Genomic DNA, 21628 nt, shown 5'->3' with positions numbered 1-21628 from the left:
TCAAACTAAACTGTTTAGTCAAGTGCTTTGACAAGCCCGCCCCAGGCGCCCTATCAGAAGGCCGAGGGTAACCATGACCATGACCATGATCGACACCGAAACGCCCGCCGCCGCGCCGCACGCCGAGCCGGAATCGTCCAAGCGCCGCGAGATCATCGACGGCGCGCGGAAGGTCTTTTTCGAGAAGGGCTTCGACGGCGCCAGCATGGACGAAGTGGCCAAGGCCGCCGGCGTCTCCAAGGCGACGATCTATGTCTACTTCGCCAGCAAGGCAGAGCTGTTCGAGGCGCTGGTGCACAATGACCGCACCCGCTCGGCCGAGCGCCTGTTCGAGGTCGACCCGTCGGGCGACGACGTGGAGATGCTGCTGCGCCGCCTCGGCATCTCCTTCATGACCATGATGGTGCAGCCGGACCAGATCCGCATGGTGCGCATGGTCATCGCCATCGCCGAGAAATTCCCGCGCATCGGCCGCACCTTCTTCGATGCCGGCCCCTGCCATGGCGGCCAGCGGCTGGCCGCCCTGCTGCGCCGGCAGGCCGATCTCGGCCGGCTGCGGATCGACGACGATCTCGCCGCCGCCTACGAGTTCTTCAACCTGTGCCAGAGCAACAGCGTGAAGGGCCTGCTCTTCGGTGTCGGTGAACAGCCCACGCCGGCGCAGATCGAGGAAACGGTCGAGCGCGCCGTGCGGGTATTCCTGTCCTATTACGGCACGCAGCCCCGGACATAGCGGCAGCCGGCTGGCGGCAGGCGGAACGTGGCGGGCGGAACGTGGCGGGCGCGCGGCCGGCGGAATGCCGGCCTTGCCTCACCCGCGCGCGGCCAGCGCCCGCTCCTCGTCGACGATGAAGTCGCGGATCACCGGCACGTCGTCGCGCTCGTTCGACAGCAGCAGCTGGAACACCATGTTGGAGCCGTTGAGGAAGCCGAGTTCGACCGCGACCAGATAGAATTCCCACATCCGCGCGAAGCGCTCGCCCATCATGGCGACGACCTCGCCGCGCCTGGCCTCGAAGTTCAGCCGCCAGTGGCGGATGGTCCAGTAATAGTGCAGCCGCAAAATCTCGCAGTCGGCGGTCCACAGCCCGACCCGCTCCAGCGAGGTGAACACCTCCGACATCGCCGGCACATAGCCGCCGGGGAAGATGTACTTGCGGATGAACGGCGCCGTCGAGCCGGGCGGCGACATGCGGCCGATGGCGTGGATCATGGCGAAGCCGCCCGGCGCCAGCAGCCGCTTGATGGTGCCGAAATACTCGTCGAAATGAGTGACTCCGACATGCTCCATCATGCCGACGGAGACGATGCGGTCGAAGCTGCCGGTCAGTTCGCGATAGTCGCGCTCGAAGAAGGTGATGCGGTCGGCGACCCCGGCTGCCTCGGCCCGCTTCCTCGATTCGGCGAGCTGCTCGGTGGCGACGTTGATGGCGGTGACATGCACGCCGAGCTGGGCGAGATAGATGGCGAGCGCCCCCCAGCCCGAGCCGATCTCGGCCACCCGCATGCCCGGCTCCAGCTTCAGCTTGGCGGCGATGTGGCGCAGCTTCGCCTCCTGCGCCTCCTCCAGCGAGGCGTCGGGGGTCGGGAAATAGGCGCAGGAATAGATCATCCGCGAATCGAGCCAGAGCCGGTAGAATTCCGGCGGGTGGTCGTAATGGCTCTGCGCGTTGGTGGCCGAGCGCCCCAGCGGGTTGGACTGGTGCCAGCGCTTGAGCGCGCGCCAGCTCCGCCGCAGCGCCTGCTGCACCGGATGCGAGGCGAGGCCGCCCCGGTTGACCGAGAACAGCGAGAGAAAGTCATAGACGGACGAGCCGTCCTCGAAGGTGATCCGGCCATCCATATAGGCCTCGGCGGAGACCAGCTCGGGATTGAAGAACAGCTCGCGGTCGAGCCTGTCGTCGTGCAGGCGCATCACCACGTCCGGCCCGTCCTGCCCGCTGCCGAAGACGGTGCGCGTGCCGTCCGGCTCGATGAGGGTGAGCCGGCCCTTATGGACGAACCGCTTCAGGAGATGGGGTAGAAACCGCATGGAACGCTCCGCCTGCCCGGCGAGCCCCGCCGGTCCGCCTGCCGGCATCGGGCATAAGGCCCCCTGCCCTGTCAAGCGCGCGCGAGCCTATCGCCCGACCGCCTATCGCCCGGCCGCCTCCCGCAGCGCCGGCTGCCGGGGTGGCTCCTCATGGCGCAGCAGCTTGCGCACCGGCGCGCTCGCCACGATGGTGCCGCGGTCGAAGAACGCCTCGTGGTTCTTCTCGATGTCCTCGATGAGGTAGCGGTAGTTCACCATCAGCCCGAAGGCCTGCGCCATGCCGCGCCGGGAGAGGTCGCCGAACGGGTTGATCCGCTCCAGCCGCGCGCCATTGCCGAGGTGGAAGCGCGCCACCGGGTCGAGCGGCTTGCCCTTCGCCGAGCGTGCGATCAGGAAATAATGCGCCGCCAGCGCCTCGATGACCGGGCGGAGCCGGTCTCGCGCCGCCTCCTCCGGCGGCTCGTCGCCGGCAAAGAGCGCCAGCGTGGCGCGGTCGTCCGGCGTCAGCACGGCCGAGGCCGGGTCGGCGATCTCCGCCTCCAGCCAGCCCCGGAAGCCGGGCACCGGGGAGAGGGTCACGAATTCGCGCAGATTGGGAAATTCGCGGGAGATTTCCGCCACCACCTGCTTGATCAGGAAATTGCCGAAGCTGACCCCGCCGAGCCCGGTCTGGCAGTTGGAGATGGAATAGAACACGGCGGTGCGCGCCGCCTCCGGCGCCAGCGGTGTGCGTCCGGTAGCGAGGATCGGGGCGATGGCGAAGGGCGCCTCACGGGTCAGCGCCACCTCGACGAAGATCAGCGGCTCGTCCACCAGCGCGGGGTGGAAGAAGGCGTAGCAGCGCCGGTCCGGGCTGTCGACGCGGGCGCGCAGGTCGTTCCAGTCGCGGATTTCATGAACCGCCTCATAGCGGATGATCTTTTCCAGCACATTGGCGGGTGTCGACCAGTCGATCCGGCGCAGCACGAGAAACCCCCGATTGAACCACGAAGCAAAGAGATGGGTGAAGTCGCGGTCGACCTCGGCGAGATCGCGGCGACGCGGCAGGAATCCGATGAGGTCGGCACGCATCGCCACCAGCCGCGCGGTGGCGCCGGGCGCGAGGTTGAAGCGGCGGATCAGCTCCTGCCGGCGCGGCTCGCTGGCGGCGTGCAGTTCGGCCACGCTGCGCGCGTCCGGCGCGGCGGCATAGGCGGCCAGCGCCTTGTCCAGCCGGGCCGCATCGGGCCCGAAGGAGGTCGCCAGCGTCTCGAAGAAGGCGATCCGCTCGCCGCTGCGCAGCCTCCCATAGGCGGCCAGTATCTCCTGCGCCAGCGCGACGCCGGAGGCCTCGCCCCGACCCGACAGCAGGCGCTCGCAGAGCTGCGTGACGCTCGCCGCCCGCGCCGCGCCGGCCGGGCGCCGCTCGCGCCCGAGATCGAGCAGCGAGCGCCCGCGCTCGGCGATCGACCCAAGCAGGTCGCCGAAGAAGCTGGTTCCGCCGTCCATGCCGCCCCTCCCGTTCGCGCGTGCCCGCCGTGCCGTCCGACCCTTGGCCGTCCGACCTCGGCCATCTGACCCTCAGGCGACGACTCGCGCAAGACGCCGCGTGGCCGGGCGGCCCGGCCACGGCCACCGGGGCGCGTCCCCGCCGGACACGTTTTCGCGCGCGACCGCGTCCGCCCCTTTAAATGGCAGGCCTCCGCGGGCATCTTCGGCGGCCATGCTGAAAGCCCTCCGCCTCATGCTTCTCGGATTTCTGCTGCTCTTCGCCCTGCCGCTCGGCGCCCATGCGCTGGTGCAGTGGCAGACCACCGACTGGACGCGCAGCTGGAGCACCGCCGACTGGTCGAGCACCGGCACGCTGCCGGCCGCGGAGGCCCATCCCGAGGCGATGGTGCGCATCTATGCCGCCCGCGTCGGCCGCTGGCGCGGCATCTTCGCCGTGCATAGCTGGATCGTGTTCAAGGAGCCCGGCGCGAGGGCCTATGAGCGCTACGACAAGGTCGGCTGGGGCCGGCCGATCCGCCACAACAGCTACGCGCCGGACGGGCGCTGGTATGGCAACGACCCGGAGATCGTGTTCGAGGCCACCGGCGCGGATGCCGAGCGGCTGATCCCGAAGCTGCGGGCGGCCATCGCCTCCTACCCCTATGGCGACGCCGGCGACTACCATGTCTGGCCCGGCCCGAACTCGAACAGCTTCGTCGCCCATGTCATCGGCCGGATTCCCGAGATGGCCGTCGCCCTGCCCCCCACCGCCATCGGCAAGGACTACCCGGTCGATGGCGGCTGGTTCGGCCTCGCCCCCTCGCGCACCGGGCTGCGGGTCTCGCTGGACGGCTATGCCGGCCTCACCCTCGCCTGGGTGGAGGGGATCGAGTTCAACCTGCTCGGTGCCGTTGCCGGGCTCGACCTGCGCCGGCCCGGCATCAAGCTGCCCGGCTTCGGGCGCATCGGCATCTGAGCACCGCCAATGACGCGGAGGTGAAACGACCCGTTCATCCGCCTGCGTCATGCTGGCAACACGGACAACGGCAGGGGGCGGGGATGATCACGGGCATTTTCAGGCAGGTGTGGCGCAGCGGCCTCGCGGCGGTCTGCGGGCTTCCATTGATGTTGGCGCCGGCGCTGGCGGCGCCCTGCGGCAATGACGCCTCCGGCTTTGCCGCCTGGCTGCCGGCGTTCAAGCGCGAGGCGCAGGCGCAGGGCATCAGGCCGACGGCGCTGCGCGCGCTGGACGGGGTGACCTACGACACCACCGTGATCCGGCTCGACCGCAACCAGAAGCACTTCAAGATGAGCTTCGAGCAGTTCGCCGCCAACCGGATCAGTTCCGGGCGCATTTCCCGGGGCAAGCAGAAGCTCAAGCAATATGCCTCCACCCTCGCCCGCATCGAGCAGCGTTACGGCGTGCCGGGCGAGGTGCTGGTGGCGATCTGGGGCCTGGAGACCGATTACGGCGTCAACCAGGGCAAGATGTCGATCATGCGCTCGCTTGCCACCCTCTCCTATGACTGCCGGCGCTCCGGCTTCTTCACCGCCCAGCTTCTCGACGCGCTGCGCATCTACCAGCATGGCGACCTCACCCTTGACGAGATGCGCGGCGCCTGGGCCGGGGAGATCGGCCAGACCCAGTTCCTGGCCTCCTCCTATGTGAAGTTCGCGGTCGATTTCGACGGCAATGGCCGCGCCGACCTGGTGCGCAGCGCCCCCGACGTGCTGGCCTCCACCGCCAACTACCTGCGCGGCCATGGCTGGCGCGCGGGCGCCGGCTGGGGGCCGGGCGAGCCGAACTATCAGGCCCTGCTCGGCTGGAACAAGGCGGAGGTCTACGCCAAAACCATCGGCCTGTTCGCCCGCAAGCTGCGCAACTAGGCTCTCCCAGAGCGGGCGTTTGCGAACAGCCCTTGCGCGGGATTTCGGCTTGCCGCGCGGGAAGCCGGGCGGCTTTATCGCACTCCCGTGATGCTGCCCAGGTGCCCGCCGTGACCGCTGCCCCGACCGATTCCGCCGAAACGTATGACTACATCGTGGTCGGCGCCGGCTCGGCCGGCTGCGTGCTGGCGAACCGGCTCTCGGCCGACCCGAAACGCCGCGTGCTGGTGCTGGAGGCCGGCGGGCGCGACAACTGGATCTGGTTCCACATCCCGGTCGGCTACCTCTTCGCCATCGGCAATCCCCGCGCCGACTGGTGCTTCAAGACGCAGGCGGAAGCCGGGCTGAACGGGCGCGCGCTGAACTACCCGCGCGGCAAGACCATTGGCGGCTCCTCCGCCATCAACGCCATGATCTACATGCGCGGCCAGGCCGCCGATTACGACCACTGGCGCCAGCTCGGCCTGTCCGGCTGGGGCTGGGACGATGTGCTGCCCGTCTTCAAGCGCCATGAGGACCATTATCTCGGCAGCGCCGAATTCCACGGCGGGGGCGGCGAATGGCGGGTCGAGGCGCCGCGCCTCACCTGGAAGCTGCTCGACACCGTGCGGGTGGCGGCGCAGCAGGCCGGCATCCCGCCGATCCCGGATTTCAACACCGGCGACAATGAGGGCTCCTCCTACTTCCAGGTGAACCAGAAGCGCGGCTTCCGCTGGAGCGCGGCGCGCGGCTTCCTCAAGCCGGTGCTGTCGCGTGCCAATCTGCGGCTGGAGACGGGCTGCCACACGCAGCGCGTGCTGATCGAGGACGGGCGCGCCGCCGGCGTCGTCTACCGCCAGAACGGGGTGACGCGGATCGCCCGGGCGCGTGGCGAGGTGATTCTCGCCGCCGGCGCCATCGGCTCGCCACACCTGCTCAAGCTCTCCGGCATCGGGCCGGGCGAGGAACTGGCGCAGCACGGCCTCGAGGTGGCACTCGACCGCCCCGGCGTCGGCGCAAATCTGCAGGACCATCTGCAATTGCGGATGATCTACAAGGTTTCCGGCGTGCCGACGCTGAACGAGCAGTACCACTCGCTGTTCGGCCGGGCGAAGATGGGGCTCGACTTCGCGCTGTTCCAGCGCGGGCCGCTGACCATGGCGCCCTCGCAACTCGGCATCTTCACCCGCTCGCGGGCGGAGGTGGAGCGCGCCGACCTCGAATTCCACGTCCAGCCGCTCTCGCTCGGCAAGTTCGGCGAGCCGCTGCACCGCTTCCCCGCCTTCACCATGAGCGTGTGCAATCTGCGCCCAACCAGCCGGGGGCAGGTGACGCTCGCCAGCGCGGACAGTGCGGCGGCGCCGCTGATCCGGCCCAATTACCTCGCCACCGACGAGGACCGCCGGGTGGCCGCCGACAGCCTGCGCACCGGCCGGCGCATCGTCGCCCAGCCGGCGCTGGCGCCCTTCGCGCCGGACGAGTTCCTGCCCGGCAGGGGCTTCGACGACAGCGAGGAAGCCCTCGCCCGCGCCGCCGGCGACATCGGCACCACCATCTTCCACCCCGTCGGCACCGCCAAGATGGGCCTGCCCTCCGACCCGATGGCGGTGGTCGACGCCCGGCTGCGGGTATTCGGCATAGACGGCCTGCGGGTGGCGGACGCCTCGGTGATGCCGACCATCGTTTCCGGCAACACCAATTCGCCGACCATCATGATCGCCGAGAAGGCGGCCGGGATGATCCTGGAGGATGGGCGGGGGTAGCCCAGCCCTCCGCCCGGCCCTGGGTCCCGGATCGGCGCCGCGCAAGCGCGGCTTGTCCGGGGAACGGGCCGCTCCCCCTTGTCCCGGCCCAGCGCAGCCGAAGGCGGAGCGCCGCGCCGGGACCCGGGGGAAACGAGGCGCCGCAGGCGCCCTCCGCTCACGGCGCCAGCACCACCTGACGGCAGGCCTCGGGCAGGTCCTTCACCAGCAGGGGCGGCTTGGGCTTGGGCGGCACCTTCGGCGGCTTCGGATTGAGGTTTCCCGCAGAGAACCACCAGTCGAGCGCGCTGCCGCAGCCCTCGCCGGGCACCACCGGGTCTTGCGGGCGGCAGTCCTTCGCCCCGGCCGGGCAGGAGAGCCGCACATGCATGTGGTAGTCGTGCCCCCAATAGGGCCGCACCTTCTGCAGCCAGGCGCGGTCGCCCTTCGCGTCGCGGCACAGCGCCTTCTTGATCGCGGCGTTCACCAGCACCCGCTCGACCTCCGGGTCCTGCGCCGCGGCCCTGATCACCGCGACATGCGCGGGCGTCCACACCGCGGCGTCGACGTCGCGCCGGTCCTTGCGCACCACCATGGTGGCGGAGATGTTCTCGCGCTCCTCGCGGGAGAATTCGCGCTTCGGCATCGGGGTCAGCCAGATGTCGGCGTCGAGGCCGATCTGGTGCGAGGCATGGCCGGTGAGCATCGGCCCGCCGCGCGGCTGCGAGAGGTCGCCGACGAGGATGCCCGGCCATGGCGAGACCTCCGCCACCCTGGCGGAGAACCGTTCGAGGAAGGCGATGAGGTTCGGGTGGCCCCAGTTGCGGTTGCGCGACAGCCGCATCGCCTGCCAGGTCGCCCCGTTCACCGGCAGCGCCTGCGCCCCGGCCAGACACCCCTTGGAATAGAAGCCGATGGCGCGGGCCGCGAGCGGCGCCGACGCCGTCTGCGCGCCGAACACCTGCTTGGCCGGCAGCGTGTCGAGCCGGCCTGCGGGCACGGTCTGCGCGCCGGCCGGCGCGGCGAGCGCGAGGGCGATCGCGGCAAGCCCGGCCCGGCACCACATCGCCCGCATCATCGCCTTCCCCTCAGCTCATCGCCTGCGACATGATGACGAAATCCTTGTCCGAGCGGGTGTCCGGCCGGGCGGAAAGCTCGGTGACGAACAGCGTCGAGCCGGGCACCAGCAGCGCGGCGAGGCGCTGATTGGCGCTCGCCGCCACCGTGACACGGTCGATCGCGCCCGCCGACCTGCCAGCCGCCGCGCCATTGCCCTCGAAGGACAGCGCGGTCCACGACACCTCGCCGCCGACATTCTTCAGCACATAGACCACATTGCCGATCGGCGTCTGCGGGTCGCGGATCGTCACCGGTGCGGTGAAGGCGACCGCCCCGTCCTTGAGGACGGTGAGCGCCATGTCGGCCTGGCTGACGATCATCGCCACCACGTCGGCCGTCGGGTCCGGCGCCGCTTCTTTGTCGGGCGTGCCGTCGGCGTTCTTCGGATCGTCCTTCTCGATCGCGGCGGTGGCGTCCGCCGGCAGCACCAGGCCGGGATGCAGCACGTCGACCGGCTGGGAATGGGCGTCGGCGACGATCACCGGGGTGCCGTAATGGGTGACGCCGAACAGCAGCTTGGAGAATTGCAACGGCAGGTGGATGCAGCCATGCGAGGACGGATAGCCGGGCAGCCCGCCCGCATGCAGCGCCACCCCCGACCAGGTCAGACGCTCGGTATAGGGCATCGAGGCGTCGTCATAGATCGAGGAATGATGATCGACATCCTTCTGCAGAATGACGAACACGCCGGCCGGCGTCTCGTGCCCGCTCTTGCCGGTCGAGACCGTCGAGACGCCGATACGCACGCCATTGCGGTAGACATAGCAGCGCTGCTCCGGCAGCGAGACGATGATGGCGACGAAGCCCTCCGGGGCGCGATCGGGATACCAGAGATACTGGCCCGGCTTCAGCGCCTCCACCTCGGCGGGCGCCCCCTGCTGGGCGTGTGCCGGCACCAGCCCGCCCGCCGCCACCACGAGCGCCGCCCCGCCCAGGCTCAGTATCCGGCGGCGATCCGCGCGGAAGCCGCTCACGGTGCGAAAGCCACCCGCCTCGTCCGACATGTCGTGATTCTCCCTCGCCAACCGGCGCGACGATATCGGGGTCCGGGGCCCGCCGCCAACCGGCTAATTCCGGCTAGGTCGGCGCCGCTCGCCTGCGCTTTGCCCGACGTTTCGGGAACCGCCCGCCCTGTCCCGACGTTGCCCCGGTGAAGTTGTCGAATATGGGAGGCTAACATGCAGACGACGCACCAGAATGTCGACGCGCGCGAGACCCGCACGCTGATCGGCAGCGACAAGGTGGAAGGCACGGCCGTCTACCGCCCCGACGGCGACCGCATCGGCGCCATTGATCGGGTGATGATCGACAAGCTGACCGGCCAGACCGCCTATGCGGTGATGAGCTTCGGCGGCTTCCTCGGCTTCGGCGAGGATTACTACCCGCTGCCCTGGTCGCTGCTGAAATATGACGGGGTGCTCGACGGCTATGTCGTCGATATCACCGAGGAACAACTGAGCGGCGCCCCGCGCCACGCCAGCGCCGACGAGCGCTCGTGGGAGGACCGCGACTGGGACCGCAAGGTCAATGACTACTACCACGTCCCGCCCTACGTCATCTGACGGCGCGGACAGGGTTTCTTGACGCGGCCGGGCGAAAGCCCGGCCGTTTTCATGCGCGGGGGAATGCGCTCAGCTCTCCGCTTCCTTCGTCATGTCGACCGTCTCGGCGCCGGGCGCGTTCTTCTTGATCGACTCGATCGCGCTCAGCGCCGACGCCTTGGCCTTGTAGCCTTCCGACGAGAACATCGCCTCGCCATTCGAGGCGCGGAACCGGAACCGAAACTCGCCCGCCTTGTCCTTGTAGACTTCGAATTTGTACATGCCCAACCTCCCTTTCCTTGGCGCAGGGAGGCCGATGTCAGCACGAAACCGCGGCCTTGGGTAGCGCGGGGCTCAGTCGTCGACCTTGAGCGCGGCGATGAAGGCTTCCTGGGGGATTTCCACGCGGCCGAACTGGCGCATCTTCTTCTTGCCCTCCTTCTGCTTCTCCAGCAGCTTGCGCTTGCGGGTGATGTCGCCGCCATAGCACTTGGCGGTGACGTCCTTGCGTAGCGCGCGGATGGTTTCGCGGGCAATGATCTTGGCGCCGATCGAGGCCTGGATCGGGATCTGGAACAGGTGCTGCGGGATCAGGTCCTTCAGCTTCTCGCACATCGCCCGGCCGCGATATTCGGCGCGGGTGCGGTGCACCAGCATGGACAGCGCGTCCACCGGCTCGGCATTGACCAGGATCGACATCTTCACCAGGTCGCCGACGCGGTAATCGGTGATCTGGTAGTCGAACGAGGCGTAGCCCTTCGAGATCGACTTCAGCCGGTCGTAGAAGTCGAACACCACCTCGTTGAGCGGCAGGTCATAGGTGAGCATGGCGCGCGAGCCGACATAGGTCAGCTCGATCTGGCTGCCGCGCCGGTCCTGGCACAGCTTGATCACCGAGCCGAGATAATCGTCCGGGGTGAGGATGGTGGCGCGGATCCACGGCTCGCGGATTTCCTTGATCTTCACCACGTCCGGCATGTCGGCCGGGTTGTGCATGTCGATCACGCTGCCGTCGTTCATCTCGATCTCGTAGATGACCGAGGGCGCGGTGGCGATCAGGTCGAGGTTGAACTCGCGCTCCAGCCGCTCCTGGATGATCTCCAGATGCAGCAGGCCCAGGAACCCGCAGCGGAAGCCGAAGCCGAGCGCGGCCGAGGTCTCCATCTCGAAGGAGAAGCTGGCATCGTTGAGCCGCAGCTTGCCCATGGCGGCGCGCAGGTCCTCGAAATCGGCGGCATCGACCGGGAACAGGCCGCAGAACACCACCGGCTGCGCCGGCTTGAAGCCGGGCAGCGCCTCGGCGGTGGGGCGCTTCTCCTCGGTGATGGTGTCGCCGACGCGGGTGTCCGCCACTTCCTTGATCGAGCCGGTGAGGAAGCCGATCTCGCCGGTGCCGAGTTCCGCCATCACGGTGAGCTTGGGCGTGAACACGCCGACCCGGTCGACCTCGTAGACGGCGCCGGTCTGCATCATCTTGATGCGCTGGCCCTTCTTCATCACCCCGTCGACGACGCGCACCAGCACGACGACGCCGAGATAGACGTCGTACCAGCTATCGACCAGCAGCGCCTTCAGCGGCGCCGCACGGTCGCCCTGGGGAGGCGGCAGGCGGGTGACGATGGCCTCCAGCACGTCGGGAATGCCGAGGCCGGTCTTGGCCGAGATGAGGATGGCGTTGGAGGCGTCGAGGCCGATCACGTCCTCGATCTGCGCCTTCACCTTGTCCGGCTCGGCGGCGGGCAGGTCGACCTTGTTGAGGACCGGCACGATCTCGTGATTATTGTCGATGGCCTGATAGACATTGGCCAATGTCTGCGCCTCGACGCCCTGCGAGGCGTCCACCACCAGCAGCGAGCCCTCGACGGCGGCGAGCGAACGGTTCACCTCATAGGCGAAGTCGACATGGCCGGGCGTGTCGATGAGGTTGAGGACGTAGTCCTTGCCGTCCTTCGCCTTGTAGGCCAGCCGCACCGTCTGCGCCTTGATGGTGATGCCGCGCTCGCGCTCGATATCCATGCTGTCGAGCACCTGCTCGGACATCTCGCGCGCCGTCAGCCCGCCCGTGCTCTGGATCAGGCGGTCGGCGAGAGTCGACTTCCCATGGTCGATATGGGCGACGATGGAGAAGTTGCGGATGTTGGCGATCGGCTCGGTGCTCATGCCGGGCGGGATAGCATTGGCGCCGAACCGCTACAAGGCACCGCCTTGCGTGGCGGCATGTGATCGACCACATTCCGGCGGCCTGTCGCCAAGGAGCCCCCATGCCCGAACTCAAGGTCGCCATCGTTCCCGTCACCCCGTTCCAGCAGAACTGTTCGATCGTCTGGGACGAGACCACCAAGCGGGGGGCGGTGATCGACCCGGGCGGCGACCTGCCGCGCATCCTCGCGGCGCTGGAGGAACTGGAGGTGACGGCCGAGAAGATCGTGCTCACCCACGGTCATATCGACCATGCCGCCGGCGCGGCCGAACTGGCGGAAACGCTGAAGATCCCGGTCGAGGGCCCGCACCGGGGCGACAAGTTCCTGCTCGACAGCCTGCCGGCCGATGGCGAGCGCACAGGCATTCCCGGCCGCGCCGTCACTCCCTCCCGCTGGCTCGACGAGGGCGACGCGGTCGACATTGGCGGCGTCGCTTTCGAGGTGCTGCACGTGCCCGGCCACACGCCGGGCCATATCGTGCTGGTCAACCGCGACAACCGGCTCGCCATCGTCGGCGACACGCTGTTCCAGCGCTCGGTGGGGCGCACCGATTTTCCCTATGGCGACGGCCCGCTGCTGATCAAGGGCATCAAGGAGAAGATCCTGCCGCTGGGCGACGCCTTCACCGTGCTGCCGGGCCATGGCAACGCCACCAACATCGCGCTGGAAAAGCGCACCAACCCGTTCCTGCGCTGAACGGGGTTTCCGCCAGGAAGGCCGTCGCGGCCGGCTCGGCCCGGGGATGATGGCGGTATTGGCATGCAGGCCGTCCGGGTCGACGCGGGCGACACCGCCTCTCGCCACGAAACTGTTACTCGCGCTGACGCAAGGGAGCGTCGATGATCGCCGGGACGCCAGCCCGGAGCCTCGCCCATGCAGTGCCCCCTGCCGCGTATCGCCGTCCTCTGGTCCGCCCTCCTCTTCGGCCTCGCGCTATCGGCCGGCACGACGCCCGCCCTCGCCCAGGCCGAGCGCTGCCCGAAGCTGGTGGCGGGCAACCCGTTCCTGCAGCGCCTCGCGCCCCGCACGGTCCCGGCCGCCTATGTCGCGCCGCGCCAGGTCGGGCTGACCTATATCGGCCATTCGACCTTCCTGATCGAAACCGCCGGCGGCGTCACCGTCGCCACCGACTATAACGACTATGTCCGGCCCGCCATGGTGCCGCGCGTCGCCACCATGAACCGGGCGCACTCGACCCATTACTCGCTGAACCCCGATCCGGGCATCGAGCATGTGCTCAAGGGCTGGCGCGAGGATCGCGACCCGGTGCATTACGACCTCGACATCGACGACCTCTGGGTCGGCAACCTCCAGACCAATATCCGCGACTGGCGCGGCGACACCATCCGCAACGGCAACTCGATCTTCGTGTTTCGCGCCGCCGACCTGTGCATCGCCCATCTCGGCCACCTGCACCACACCCTGACCCATGACGACATCGGCGCGCTGGGCCGGCTCGACGTGGTGCTGGCGCCGGTGGATGGCAGCTACACGCTGGACATTGACGGCATGATCGAGGTGCTGAAATCGCTGGAGGCGCCGGTCGTGATCCCGATGCACTATTTCAACGAGAGCACGCTGGAGAACTTCCTCACCCGCTTCGCCGGCCGCGACTACGCCATCGAGCGGCGCGAGAGCCCGGAACTGGTGCTCTCGCGCGAGACCCTGCCGAGGAAACCGACAGTGATCGTGCTGCCGCCGGGCGGCTAGGCCACCGGCGCGTAGGCGGAGGGGTCGACCAGACCCGGCCGGCCCGGCAGGTCCAGCACCGAGACGCGCGGGGCGCCCTCGGCGATCACCCGCCCGCGCCGCACCACGAACAGCCGGGTGGCCTTGAGCCTTATCGCCTCGACCGGATCGGCCGCCTGCAACACGACGAAATCGGCGTTGCAGCCCGGCGCCAGGCCATAGCCGTCGAGCCCCATGATATCCGCCGGATTGGTGGTGATCGCCTCGAGGCACCAGCCCATCGCCTCGCGCGCGGTCATCTGGCCGACATGCAGCGCCATATGAGCCACCTCCAGCATGTCGCCGGAGCCGAGCGGGTACCAGGGGTCCATCACGCAGTCATGGCCGAAGGCGACATTGACCCCGGCCGCGCGCAGTTCCGGCACCCGGGTCATGCCGCGCCGCTTGGGGTAGGTGTCGTGCCGACCCTGCAGGGTGATGTTGATCAGCGGGTTGGCGATGGCGTGCACGCCCGCTTCCGCGATCAGCGGGATCAGCTTGGAGACGTAGTAATTGTCCATCGAATGCATGGAGGTGAGGTGCGAGCCCGCCACCCGGCCGTTGAGGCCGAGCCGCCGGGTCTCATAGGCCAGCGTCTCGATATGGCGCGAGAGCGGGTCGTCGCTCTCGTCGCAATGGATGTCGACGCGCAGGCCGCGGGCGGCGGCGATCTCGCACAGGGCTTTGAGCGAAGCCGCCCCGTCGGCCATGCTACGCTCGAAATGCGGGATACCGCCGACCACGTCGACGCCCATGTCGAGCGCGCGGATGAGGTTCGCTTGCGCGTTGGGGGAGCGGTAATAGCCGTCCTGCGGGAAGGCGACGAGCTGCAGGTCGATATAGTCCTTCACCTTCTCGCGCACGTCGAGCAGCGCCTCGACCGCCAGCAGCCGGTCGTCGCAGATGTCGACATGGGAGCGGATGGCGAGCAGCCCCTGGCTCACCGCGAGGTCGCAATAGGCGAGCGCCCGCTCGATCACCGCCTCATGGGTCAGCGTCGGCTTCAGCTCGCCCCACAGCGCGATGCCCTCCAGCAGCGTGCCGGATTCGTTCAGCCGCGGCAGGCCGAGCGAGAGCGTCGCGTCCATGTGGAAATGCGCGTCGACAAAGGGCGGCGCCACCAGCTTGCCGTCGGCCTCGATGACGCGCCCGGCCTCCATGTCGATGCCCGGCTCGACGCCAAGGATGCGGCCGCCTTCGCAGGCGATGTCGATTCCCGTCCGCCCGTCGGGCAGGCGCGCATTCTTCACCAGCAGGTCGACACTCATCGCGGCTCCAGTCTCACCTTTGGCCCTCGAAGCAGGGCTTCATCAGCGCGCGCGGATCGTCCGCGCGGCGGGCTGCCAGCACTAGCGCGGCAATCGAGAAAATATAGGGCAGCCCGAGGAAGGGCCGGCCGGGCACGAAGGCGAGCCGCCCGACGCGGGCGAAGGCCAGCAGGGTGAGGCCGGTCTGCCGGGCGAGGATCGGCCCGATCGACGGCCTCCCCATCCGGGCGCCGCCTTCGCCCGGACCGAGCGAGCCCGCGGCATTTTCGAGCGGTCTGGTCGGGACGTCACGGCCCCCGGGTGGCCGGTCCCCAGCCCTGTTGCCACGCATGGGCGAGAAAGAGCCGCACCGTTGGCGGCATCGCCGCGTGGAGGTCCTGCGGGCCGCGCACCACCAGCACCTCGTCGATCTCCGGACGGGCCTCGCCGGCGGCGAAGCGGCGGATGCGCGCGGCAAGCGCCGCCGCGTCCTCCCGCGCGCGGATCTGGCGCAGCAGCGCCACCCGGCGCCGGTCATGGATCGCGGTCCAGCCGGACGCCAGCGTGAGGTCGGCGGCCACGAGGCCGGTCTCCTCCTCGATCTCGCGCAGCACGCTGCCTTCGAGGTCGACCTGCCCCTCGGTGGTGACATCGGTGAGATCGGGGGTGCCGGCGGCGAAATAGACGCGCCCGGCATTGGCGGTCCAGCCGGCCATGCGGATCATGACGAAGCCGCCATCGGCCCCGCGCAGCGCGCCCATGGCGAAGGAGGCGCGCAGTCGCGGATGGGCGCCGTCGCGCGCCAGCAGCCAGAGCAGCGAGGCATAGTCGCTCTCGGCATAACGAGCGGTGAGGGTCCGCCCTTCGAAACGGTGGCCGGCGAGCAGCAGCACGCGCCCGTTCCACAGCGCCGGATTGGCCGCCTGCCGCGCGGCGAAATGGGCGTCGATCGCCGCCCGCTCGGCGTCGGAGAATGTTGCGGGGGCGGGCGCCAGGCGCGCCTCCACCCGGTCGAGCGCGGTAAGCCGCAGCTCGTCCGCCGGCGCGGGCATCACCCGCCCGCCTGCCGCTCACACATGCAGCACGCCTTCCGAGACGATGACCGCGCCGCCGCCGATGGTGACGGCGGTGAGCGCGCCGCCCTCGACCTGGAGCCCGAGCCGCACCAGGCTGGGCCGCCCCATCTCCACCCCCTGCAGGATGTCGAAGGCATGGAAGCCCTCGCCCGGCTGCTCGCCGGCGTGCAGCACCGCCGCCAGCGAGGCGGCCGCCGAGCCGGTCGCCGGATCCTCGTCAATGCCCATATTGGCGGCAAACATGCGGGCGCGGAAATCGCCCTCGCCATCCTCGTCGCGGCAGAACACATAGACCGAATCGGCGCCGCCGCCGAAGGTCGAGATCAGCCGCGCCGCGCTGGGGCTGATGCGCGCCAGCGCCGAGCGCGAGGCCAGCGGCACGCAGACGAAGGGCACGCCGGCCGAGGCGACCGCCGGCCCATAGCCGTCGAAGCCGATATCCGACGTGTCGAGGCCGAGCGCCTGGGCGCAGTCTTCCCGGCTCATCGGCGCGGCGTCGACGATCTCGGGGACGCGTGGCACGGTGAAGGTGGCGCTGCCGGAATGCTCGCCCCGCACCGCCACATGGCAGGCCACCGGGCCGACATTCTCCTCCAGCACGAAATCGGCCGAGGTGGTCACCCCGTCGCGCAGCGCCAGCAGCACCGCCGCCCCCACGGTGGGGTGCCCGGCGAAGGGCAGTTCGTGGTTGGGGGTGAAGATGCGCAGCCGCGCGCGGTTCTCCGCCTCCTGCGGCTTCACCACGAACACCGTCTCCGACAGGTTGAACTCGCGGGTGATGGCCTGCATGTGGTTGCCGTCGAGCCCCTCGGTGTCGAGCACGACGGCCAGCGGATTGCCGGACAGCGTCCGGTCGGTGAAGACGTCGAGCACAACGAAGCGGCGGGCCATGGCGGTCAGATCTTCTCCGGCGTGAAGAGACGGGAGGGGGTGACGAATTCATCCTGGGCGGCGACGGTCAGGATCTCGCGCGAGCCGGCCGCCGCCGTGCGGGCGAGCAGCCCATAGGCCGAGGAAGCGGCCTTGGCGAGCGCCTCGGCGGTGGAGTGCGTCGCCTTCCAGTGCACGAAGAACAGCGCCGCGATGGCGTCGCCGGCGCCGTTCGCCGATATGTCGAGCTTGGGCGTGCGCACCCGGAACCGTCCGTCCGGCCCGGACGCCATCAGGTCGATGGCATCCGCCGGCGTGTCCTCGGTGTGCAGGCTGGTGACCATGATGACGCGCGGGCCGCTGGCGTGCACCGCGTCGCAGGCCGCCGCCGCCTCGCCGAGCGTCGTGGAGGAGCGGCCGGAGAGATAGTCCAGCTCGAACTGGTTCGGCGTGATCAGGTCGGCCGCCGGCACGGCACGGTCGCGCATGAACTCGGGAATGCCCGGCCGCACGAACACGCCGCGCCCGACATCGCCGATGACGGGGTCGCAGCAGTAATGCGCCTCGGCATTGGCCGCCTTCACCCGCCCCACCGTGTCGAGGATGGCGTCGCCGATCTCGGCCGTGCCCATATAGCCCGACAGCACGCCGTCGCAGCGCGGCAGCACGTTGCGGTCCTCCAGCCCGCCGACCAGTTCGCGGATCAGCTCGGCGCCGAACACCTCGCCGCGCCACGCGCCGTAGCCGGTGTGGTTGGAGAACTGGACGGTGTGGAGGCCCCACACCTCGTGCCCGAGGCGCTGCATGGGGAACATGGCGGACGCATTGCCCACATGCCCATAGGCAACCCAGGACTGGATCGACAGAATATTCATGCGTGCGCGCCCCGACCGTTTGCAGACGATCCGCGCTTAGCGCCCTAAACGCAAGCGCTCAAACGAAAATTGCGCACGGGTCGCATAAGCGCAAGCGATGGGTCGACACCCGCCCGGCCGTGTGCCCGTGCCCACGGGCGGACAGCGACCGAAAGCCTTCGCCGGTTCGCCGCCTCAGATGTCGCGCTCGACCAGCCCGCAGCGCCATTTCACCACCCTCCAGGCTGGGTGCCGGGTGGCCCATTCGGTCATGGCGGCGGTGCATTCCAGCGGCAGCGCCGCGCGGGCCTCCGTCGCGACGCGCTCCTCGCGGCAGGCGCCCGGATTGGCGAGCAGGCAGATGGTAAGGACGAGATGGCTCATTGCCCGTCTCCCATCTTCCGGCTGCCGGGATCGAGGCTGCCCGGGTTCGGGCTCGCGGTCGGCTGCGCTCCCATGCCCTTCATCTCGTCGGTCTCGGCCACGCGCGGCCAGTGATAGACCCCGGCGGAGGGGTCGTGCGCCTTGACGAGAATGGCGTGGAGATTGCCCCAGTAGCTGGGACGCGGCGACGTCATCAGCCTGCGGGCGAGGTCGGCGGAACAGTTGAGAACGATCGGCATCGGCGCAAATCCCTCAAAACATCGACGGGCCGAATTTGCTGCATACGGCATGCCAGATTCTTTCCGATGCCCCGCCCCTTGTCGGTTGCGCACGGTTCGCGGGGTCGTTCGCGGGGCCACCGACCGCCGGCGGGGCGCAAAAGCCTGTCGCCGACGACGTCGGGCTCTTGCCCGCCGCCGTGGCGCATGCGAGAGGCTTGAACCCATGACAGAGATGCTCTCCGCCGCCGCCCTCGCCCAGGCCGTCCATGCCGGACGCCTCTCCCCGGTCGATGTCGCCGAACGCTGCGCCGAGGCGATCCGCGCCCGGGAGGACGAGGTGCGGGCCTTTGCCAGCCTCGATCTGCCGGCGCTGGTCGCGGCCGCCGGCGCGCCGGAGCTGGCCGCGACGCCGCTGGCCGGCCTGCCGGTCGGCGTGAAGGACATTCTCGATACGGTCGACTTCCCGACCGAGCGTGGCTCAAAGCTCTTTGCCGGCCACCGGCCGACCACCGACGCCGCCATCGTGCGCATGGCGGCGCGCGCCGGCGGGCTCATCGCCGGCAAGCTGGTGACCACCGAATTCGCCTTCATGCAGCCGAGCGTGACCCGCAACCCGCGCCGGCTCACCCACTCGCCGGGCGGCTCCTCCGCCGGCTCCGCCGCGGCGGTGGCCGCCGGCATGCTGCCGATCACGCTGGGCACCCAGACCGGCGGGTCGATCATCCGCCCCGCCTCGTTCTGCGGCGTGACCGGCTACAAGCCCTCCTTCAAGCTGCTGCCGGTGCTGGGGCTGAAGCCGTTCGCCTGGTCGCTCGACACGATCGGCCTGTTCGGCGCCCATGTCGCGGACGTCGCCTTCGCCGCCGGCGCGCTGACCGGCCGCGACTTCTCGCTCGACGAGGACCACCCCGCCCCGCGCATCGCCGTGGTGAAGACCGCGCGCGCCCATCTCGCCGCCGCCGACGCCCATGCCGCGCTCGACGCGGCGGCGGCCGCCGCCGGCAAGGCCGGGGCCCGCGTCACCGCGCTGGATCTGCCCGACGCGATCGAGGCCGCCGACGAGGCGACGGTCGCGGTGCAGGGCTATGAGGCCAGCCTGGCCTTCGCCGACGAGTGGGACCGCCACCGCGACGCGCTCTCCCCGACGCTGGCGACCTATCTCGAGGGCGCCGCCGCCATCACCCCCGAGCGGTACGACGCCGCGCGGCGCACCGCCCGCCGCGCCCGCCACGCGCTCGCCGACCTGTTCGCCGAATATGATGCGCTGCTGACCTTCTCGGTCGCCGGCGAGGCGCCGGAAGGCTTCGCCACGACCGGCTCGCCGGCCTTCAACCGGCTGTGGACGCTGACCGGCGGCCCGTGCCTCAACGTCACCGGCCTCACCGGCGCCACCGGCCTGCCGATCGGCGTCCAGCTTCTCGGCCGCTTCGGGCGCGACCGGGAACTGATGCAGGTCGGGCGGTTCCTGGAGCGGGCGATCACCGCCGCCTGACCGGCAACCGCCTGTGGCGGGGCGACAATTCGCATGGCGGTTGCCCCGGCGTGAGGGTTTGTTAAGCACAGGGCGTTAATGTGGGGGCCTCTCAATTTCCTCGGGGGGCGTACCCATGCGTATCAAATCTCTTCTTCTCGGCGGCCTTGCCGGCGCGGCGCTTGCCGTTCCCGCCTTCGCGGCCGATATGGCTTACCCGGTCAAGGCGGCTCCCATCGCCTATGTACCGGTCTTCACCTGGACCGGCGTCTATCTCGGCGGCAATGTCGGCTATGGCTGGGGCGACGGTTCGGCCCCCTGGGGCAACTACCTCGCCTATTACTATGGCGGCTGGGATTCGGCGGCATTGAGCGGTGGCTCCGACCCGTCCGGCTGGTCCGGCGGCGTGCAGATCGGCTACAATTACCAGCTCGAGAACAACGTCGTTCTCGGCATTGAAGCCGACTTCAACTTCGGCGCGCTGGAAGACAAGCTGAGCTACACCGCCGCCGATGGCGGCGACCCCACCTTCCAGGATTTCGGCTCGATCACCTCCAAGATCGAAGCCTTCGGCACCGTGCGCGGCCGCGTCGGCTACGCCATGGACCGCTTCCTGCCCTATTTCACCGGCGGTCTCGCCTGGGCCAATGTGAAGGTCGACGAGAACTGGACCTCCTATGTCGACGGCGCCTACATTCCCGGCCTGTCCGGCACCGCCTCGCGCAGCGAGACGCTGTGGGGCTGGACGATCGGCGGCGGCGTCGAATACGCCGTGACCGACAACTGGACCGTCAAGGCCGAGTATCTCTATGCCGATCTCGGCGACATCAACTGGGATGGCGCCGCCAACACCAAGATCGACATGACCATGCAGACCCTCAAGGCCGGCGTGAACTACAAGTTCTGATCGCCGCGGCCTCTGCGATTTCGAGGAAAGCCCCGGGCGCCCGCGCCCGGGGCTTTTGCGTTCGACGCCAGCCCGGCGCCGCCGCCTCAGTCCACCCCGAGCAGCGAGGCGGCCGCGCTCCACACCGCGTCCTTCATCCCCACCGCCGGCGGCGGCGCGATGATCGTCGGCGGGTTCGGGTTCCTGGCGCCGTCGCTGGTCAGCTTGGCGAACCAGACCTCGCCATCGGTGTAGTAGCGGTCGCCGCCGCCATTGCGGCCGAACAGGGTCGGGCCGAGGCCGGTCACCTGATAGATCGTGCGCACCATGCCGGCGCCCTTGAGGTCATCGACCAGCAGGCCGCGCACCTGGTCGACATCGGGCCCGATGTGATGGGTCACGGCGCCGGTATAGTGGCTGAGGCCGACGCCACGGTCATAGGTGGCCGAGCCCAGCCACACCGGCCCGCCATCCTTGCCCATGTCGAGCACCTTCCAGAACCGCACATGATCGCGCCTGTCGGCGCTGCGGCCGACCTCCTTCTCGAAGGCGAGGTCCTCGACGCGGCCCTCATAATAGAGCGGGCTCACCGGCGCCTGCGGGTCGGGCCGGCGCAGCAGCACCGAGCCGACGATGGCGAGGCTGGATTTCAGCGTGACCGGGTCGGCCGGCATCCAGCCGGCGGCGTTCATCGCCTGGAGGACGTCGTCCTGGCTGCCGACCAGCCCGACATTGATCGGGTCGCCGGGAATGCCCTGCTTCGTCTGCGTCACCATCGGCATGTGCTTGATGCCGGGCTGGTGCTCGTGATGCCGCCACAGCCGGGGCAGCATCACATAGGCCGCCGCTGCCCAGACCAGAAACGCCAACAGCGCCCAGAGCAGCACCCGTCGCGTGTCGCCGTCGAGCGCGCTCATCGC

Annotated in this window: 23 protein-coding genes; 9 read left to right on the top strand and 14 right to left on the bottom strand. The window is 69.4% G+C overall.

All coding sequences use genetic code 11. The annotated features are described in order from the left end of the window. Positions 1 to 73: 73 nt before the first annotated feature. Positions 74 to 733: a TetR/AcrR family transcriptional regulator gene (locus KHC23_RS09660; protein WP_373878501.1), complete on the top strand. Its 660-nt coding sequence runs from the start codon at positions 74 to 76 to the stop codon at positions 731 to 733. A 78-nt stretch (positions 734 to 811) separates the two neighbouring features. Here KHC23_RS09660 and KHC23_RS09655 read toward each other — a convergent pair whose 3' ends face one another. Further along, the gene (locus KHC23_RS09655; RefSeq protein ID WP_213371900.1) at positions 812 to 2032 is read right to left on the bottom strand and encodes an SAM-dependent methyltransferase; all 1221 of its coding nucleotides are present in this window, start codon (positions 2030 to 2032) and stop codon (positions 812 to 814) included. A gap of 102 nt (positions 2033 to 2134) precedes the next feature. Beyond that, positions 2135 to 3520, bottom strand: coding sequence for a malonyl-CoA decarboxylase (locus KHC23_RS09650; RefSeq protein ID WP_213371898.1), 1386 nt, complete (start codon positions 3518 to 3520; stop codon positions 2135 to 2137). Positions 3521 to 3734: 214 nt separating this feature from the next. Between KHC23_RS09650 and KHC23_RS09645 the strand changes: the two genes are divergently transcribed. The 3 genes from KHC23_RS09645 (at position 3735) to KHC23_RS09635 (ending at position 7131) form a co-directional block, all read left to right on the top strand. Continuing rightward, on the top strand, positions 3735 to 4478 hold the full coding sequence (locus tag KHC23_RS09645; protein ID WP_213371896.1) for a DUF3750 domain-containing protein: 744 nt from the start codon (positions 3735 to 3737) through the stop codon (positions 4476 to 4478). An 83-nt stretch (positions 4479 to 4561) separates the two neighbouring features. Then, positions 4562 to 5389 carry a lytic murein transglycosylase gene (locus KHC23_RS09640; RefSeq protein ID WP_213371894.1) on the top strand — a complete coding sequence of 276 codons (828 nt, stop codon included), beginning with the start codon at positions 4562 to 4564 and terminating at the stop codon, positions 5387 to 5389. Positions 5390 to 5490: 101 nt separating this feature from the next. Beyond that, positions 5491 to 7131, top strand: coding sequence for a GMC family oxidoreductase (locus tag KHC23_RS09635; protein ID WP_213371892.1), 1641 nt, complete (start codon positions 5491 to 5493; stop codon positions 7129 to 7131). A gap of 157 nt (positions 7132 to 7288) precedes the next feature. Here KHC23_RS09635 and mepA read toward each other — a convergent pair whose 3' ends face one another. Next, a complete protein-coding gene (mepA, locus tag KHC23_RS09630) occupies positions 7289 to 8185 on the bottom strand; it encodes a penicillin-insensitive murein endopeptidase (RefSeq protein ID WP_213373182.1) in 897 nt (298 codons plus the stop codon). A 13-nt stretch (positions 8186 to 8198) separates the two neighbouring features. Next, positions 8199 to 9233 (bottom strand): L,D-transpeptidase, encoded by a 1035-nt coding sequence (locus KHC23_RS09625; protein ID WP_213371889.1) that lies wholly within the window; start codon positions 9231 to 9233, stop codon positions 8199 to 8201. Positions 9234 to 9407: 174 nt separating this feature from the next. Between KHC23_RS09625 and KHC23_RS09620 the strand changes: the two genes are divergently transcribed. Continuing rightward, entirely contained in the window at positions 9408 to 9791 is a 384-nt protein-coding gene (locus KHC23_RS09620; RefSeq protein ID WP_213371888.1) for a PRC-barrel domain-containing protein, read from the top strand. A gap of 69 nt (positions 9792 to 9860) precedes the next feature. Here the strand turns inward: KHC23_RS09620 and KHC23_RS09615 are convergent, their stop codons facing one another. Beyond that, positions 9861 to 10052, bottom strand: coding sequence for a YegP family protein (locus KHC23_RS09615; RefSeq protein WP_213371886.1), 192 nt, complete (start codon positions 10050 to 10052; stop codon positions 9861 to 9863). 72 nt (positions 10053 to 10124) lie between these two features. Beyond that, entirely contained in the window at positions 10125 to 11930 is a 1806-nt protein-coding gene (gene lepA, locus KHC23_RS09610) for a translation elongation factor 4 (protein WP_213371884.1), read from the bottom strand. A 101-nt stretch (positions 11931 to 12031) separates the two neighbouring features. On the opposite strand from lepA, the gene KHC23_RS09605 reads away from it, so the two are divergent. Both KHC23_RS09605 and KHC23_RS09600 read left to right on the top strand, forming a co-directional pair. Next, on the top strand, positions 12032 to 12667 hold the full coding sequence (locus tag KHC23_RS09605; protein WP_213371877.1) for an MBL fold metallo-hydrolase: 636 nt from the start codon (positions 12032 to 12034) through the stop codon (positions 12665 to 12667). A gap of 177 nt (positions 12668 to 12844) precedes the next feature. Continuing rightward, positions 12845 to 13681 carry an MBL fold metallo-hydrolase gene (locus tag KHC23_RS09600; protein ID WP_213371875.1) on the top strand — a complete coding sequence of 279 codons (837 nt, stop codon included), beginning with the start codon at positions 12845 to 12847 and terminating at the stop codon, positions 13679 to 13681. Here KHC23_RS09600 and KHC23_RS09595 read toward each other — a convergent pair. The 7 genes from KHC23_RS09595 to KHC23_RS09565 all read right to left on the bottom strand — a co-directional run bounded on the left by KHC23_RS09595 (position 13678) and on the right by KHC23_RS09565 (position 18369). Next, the gene (locus KHC23_RS09595; RefSeq protein WP_213371873.1) at positions 13678 to 14967 is read right to left on the bottom strand and encodes an amidohydrolase family protein; all 1290 of its coding nucleotides are present in this window, start codon (positions 14965 to 14967) and stop codon (positions 13678 to 13680) included. The two genes, KHC23_RS09600 and KHC23_RS09595, sit on opposite strands and share 4 nt — an antisense overlap. Positions 14968 to 14980: 13 nt before the next feature. Then, a complete protein-coding gene (locus tag KHC23_RS24765) occupies positions 14981 to 15190 on the bottom strand; it encodes a hypothetical protein (protein ID WP_309299168.1) in 210 nt (69 codons plus the stop codon). Between the two features lie 64 nt (positions 15191 to 15254). After that, complete coding sequence (locus tag KHC23_RS09585) at positions 15255 to 15998, bottom strand: NUDIX hydrolase (protein ID WP_213371871.1); 744 nt, start codon at positions 15996 to 15998, stop codon at positions 15255 to 15257. 18 nt (positions 15999 to 16016) lie between these two features. Then, on the bottom strand, positions 16017 to 16913 hold the full coding sequence (locus tag KHC23_RS09580; protein WP_213371869.1) for a PhzF family phenazine biosynthesis protein: 897 nt from the start codon (positions 16911 to 16913) through the stop codon (positions 16017 to 16019). 5 nt (positions 16914 to 16918) lie between these two features. After that, entirely contained in the window at positions 16919 to 17767 is an 849-nt protein-coding gene (gene pdxY, locus KHC23_RS09575) for a pyridoxal kinase PdxY (RefSeq protein WP_213371867.1), read from the bottom strand. A 174-nt stretch (positions 17768 to 17941) separates the two neighbouring features. Beyond that, a complete protein-coding gene (locus KHC23_RS09570) occupies positions 17942 to 18130 on the bottom strand; it encodes a hypothetical protein (RefSeq protein WP_213371865.1) in 189 nt (62 codons plus the stop codon). Continuing rightward, positions 18127 to 18369, bottom strand: a complete 243-nt coding sequence (locus tag KHC23_RS09565; protein ID WP_213371863.1) for a hypothetical protein — start codon at positions 18367 to 18369, stop codon at positions 18127 to 18129. The genes KHC23_RS09570 and KHC23_RS09565 overlap by 4 nt, the downstream gene beginning before the upstream one ends. 205 nt (positions 18370 to 18574) lie before the next feature. Here KHC23_RS09565 and KHC23_RS09560 point away from each other — a divergent pair, with 205 nt between their 5' ends. Further along, complete coding sequence (locus KHC23_RS09560) at positions 18575 to 19843, top strand: amidase family protein (protein WP_213371861.1); 1269 nt, start codon at positions 18575 to 18577, stop codon at positions 19841 to 19843. 115 nt (positions 19844 to 19958) lie between these two features. Then, the gene (locus tag KHC23_RS09555) at positions 19959 to 20729 is read left to right on the top strand and encodes an outer membrane protein (protein ID WP_213371859.1); all 771 of its coding nucleotides are present in this window, start codon (positions 19959 to 19961) and stop codon (positions 20727 to 20729) included. A gap of 86 nt (positions 20730 to 20815) precedes the next feature. On the opposite strand, the gene KHC23_RS09550 is transcribed toward KHC23_RS09555, so the two are convergent. Next, complete coding sequence (locus KHC23_RS09550) at positions 20816 to 21625, bottom strand: LssY C-terminal domain-containing protein (protein ID WP_213371857.1); 810 nt, start codon at positions 21623 to 21625, stop codon at positions 20816 to 20818. Positions 21626 to 21628: the final 3 nt, after the last annotated feature.

Origin of the sequence: Ancylobacter dichloromethanicus, assembly GCF_018390645.1 — a bacterium.
Classification (GTDB): Bacteria; Pseudomonadota; Alphaproteobacteria; order Rhizobiales; family Xanthobacteraceae; genus Ancylobacter; species Ancylobacter dichloromethanicus.
Note: the sequence above shows the minus strand (reverse complement) of the source record. Positions and strands in the feature narration are given on the sequence as shown.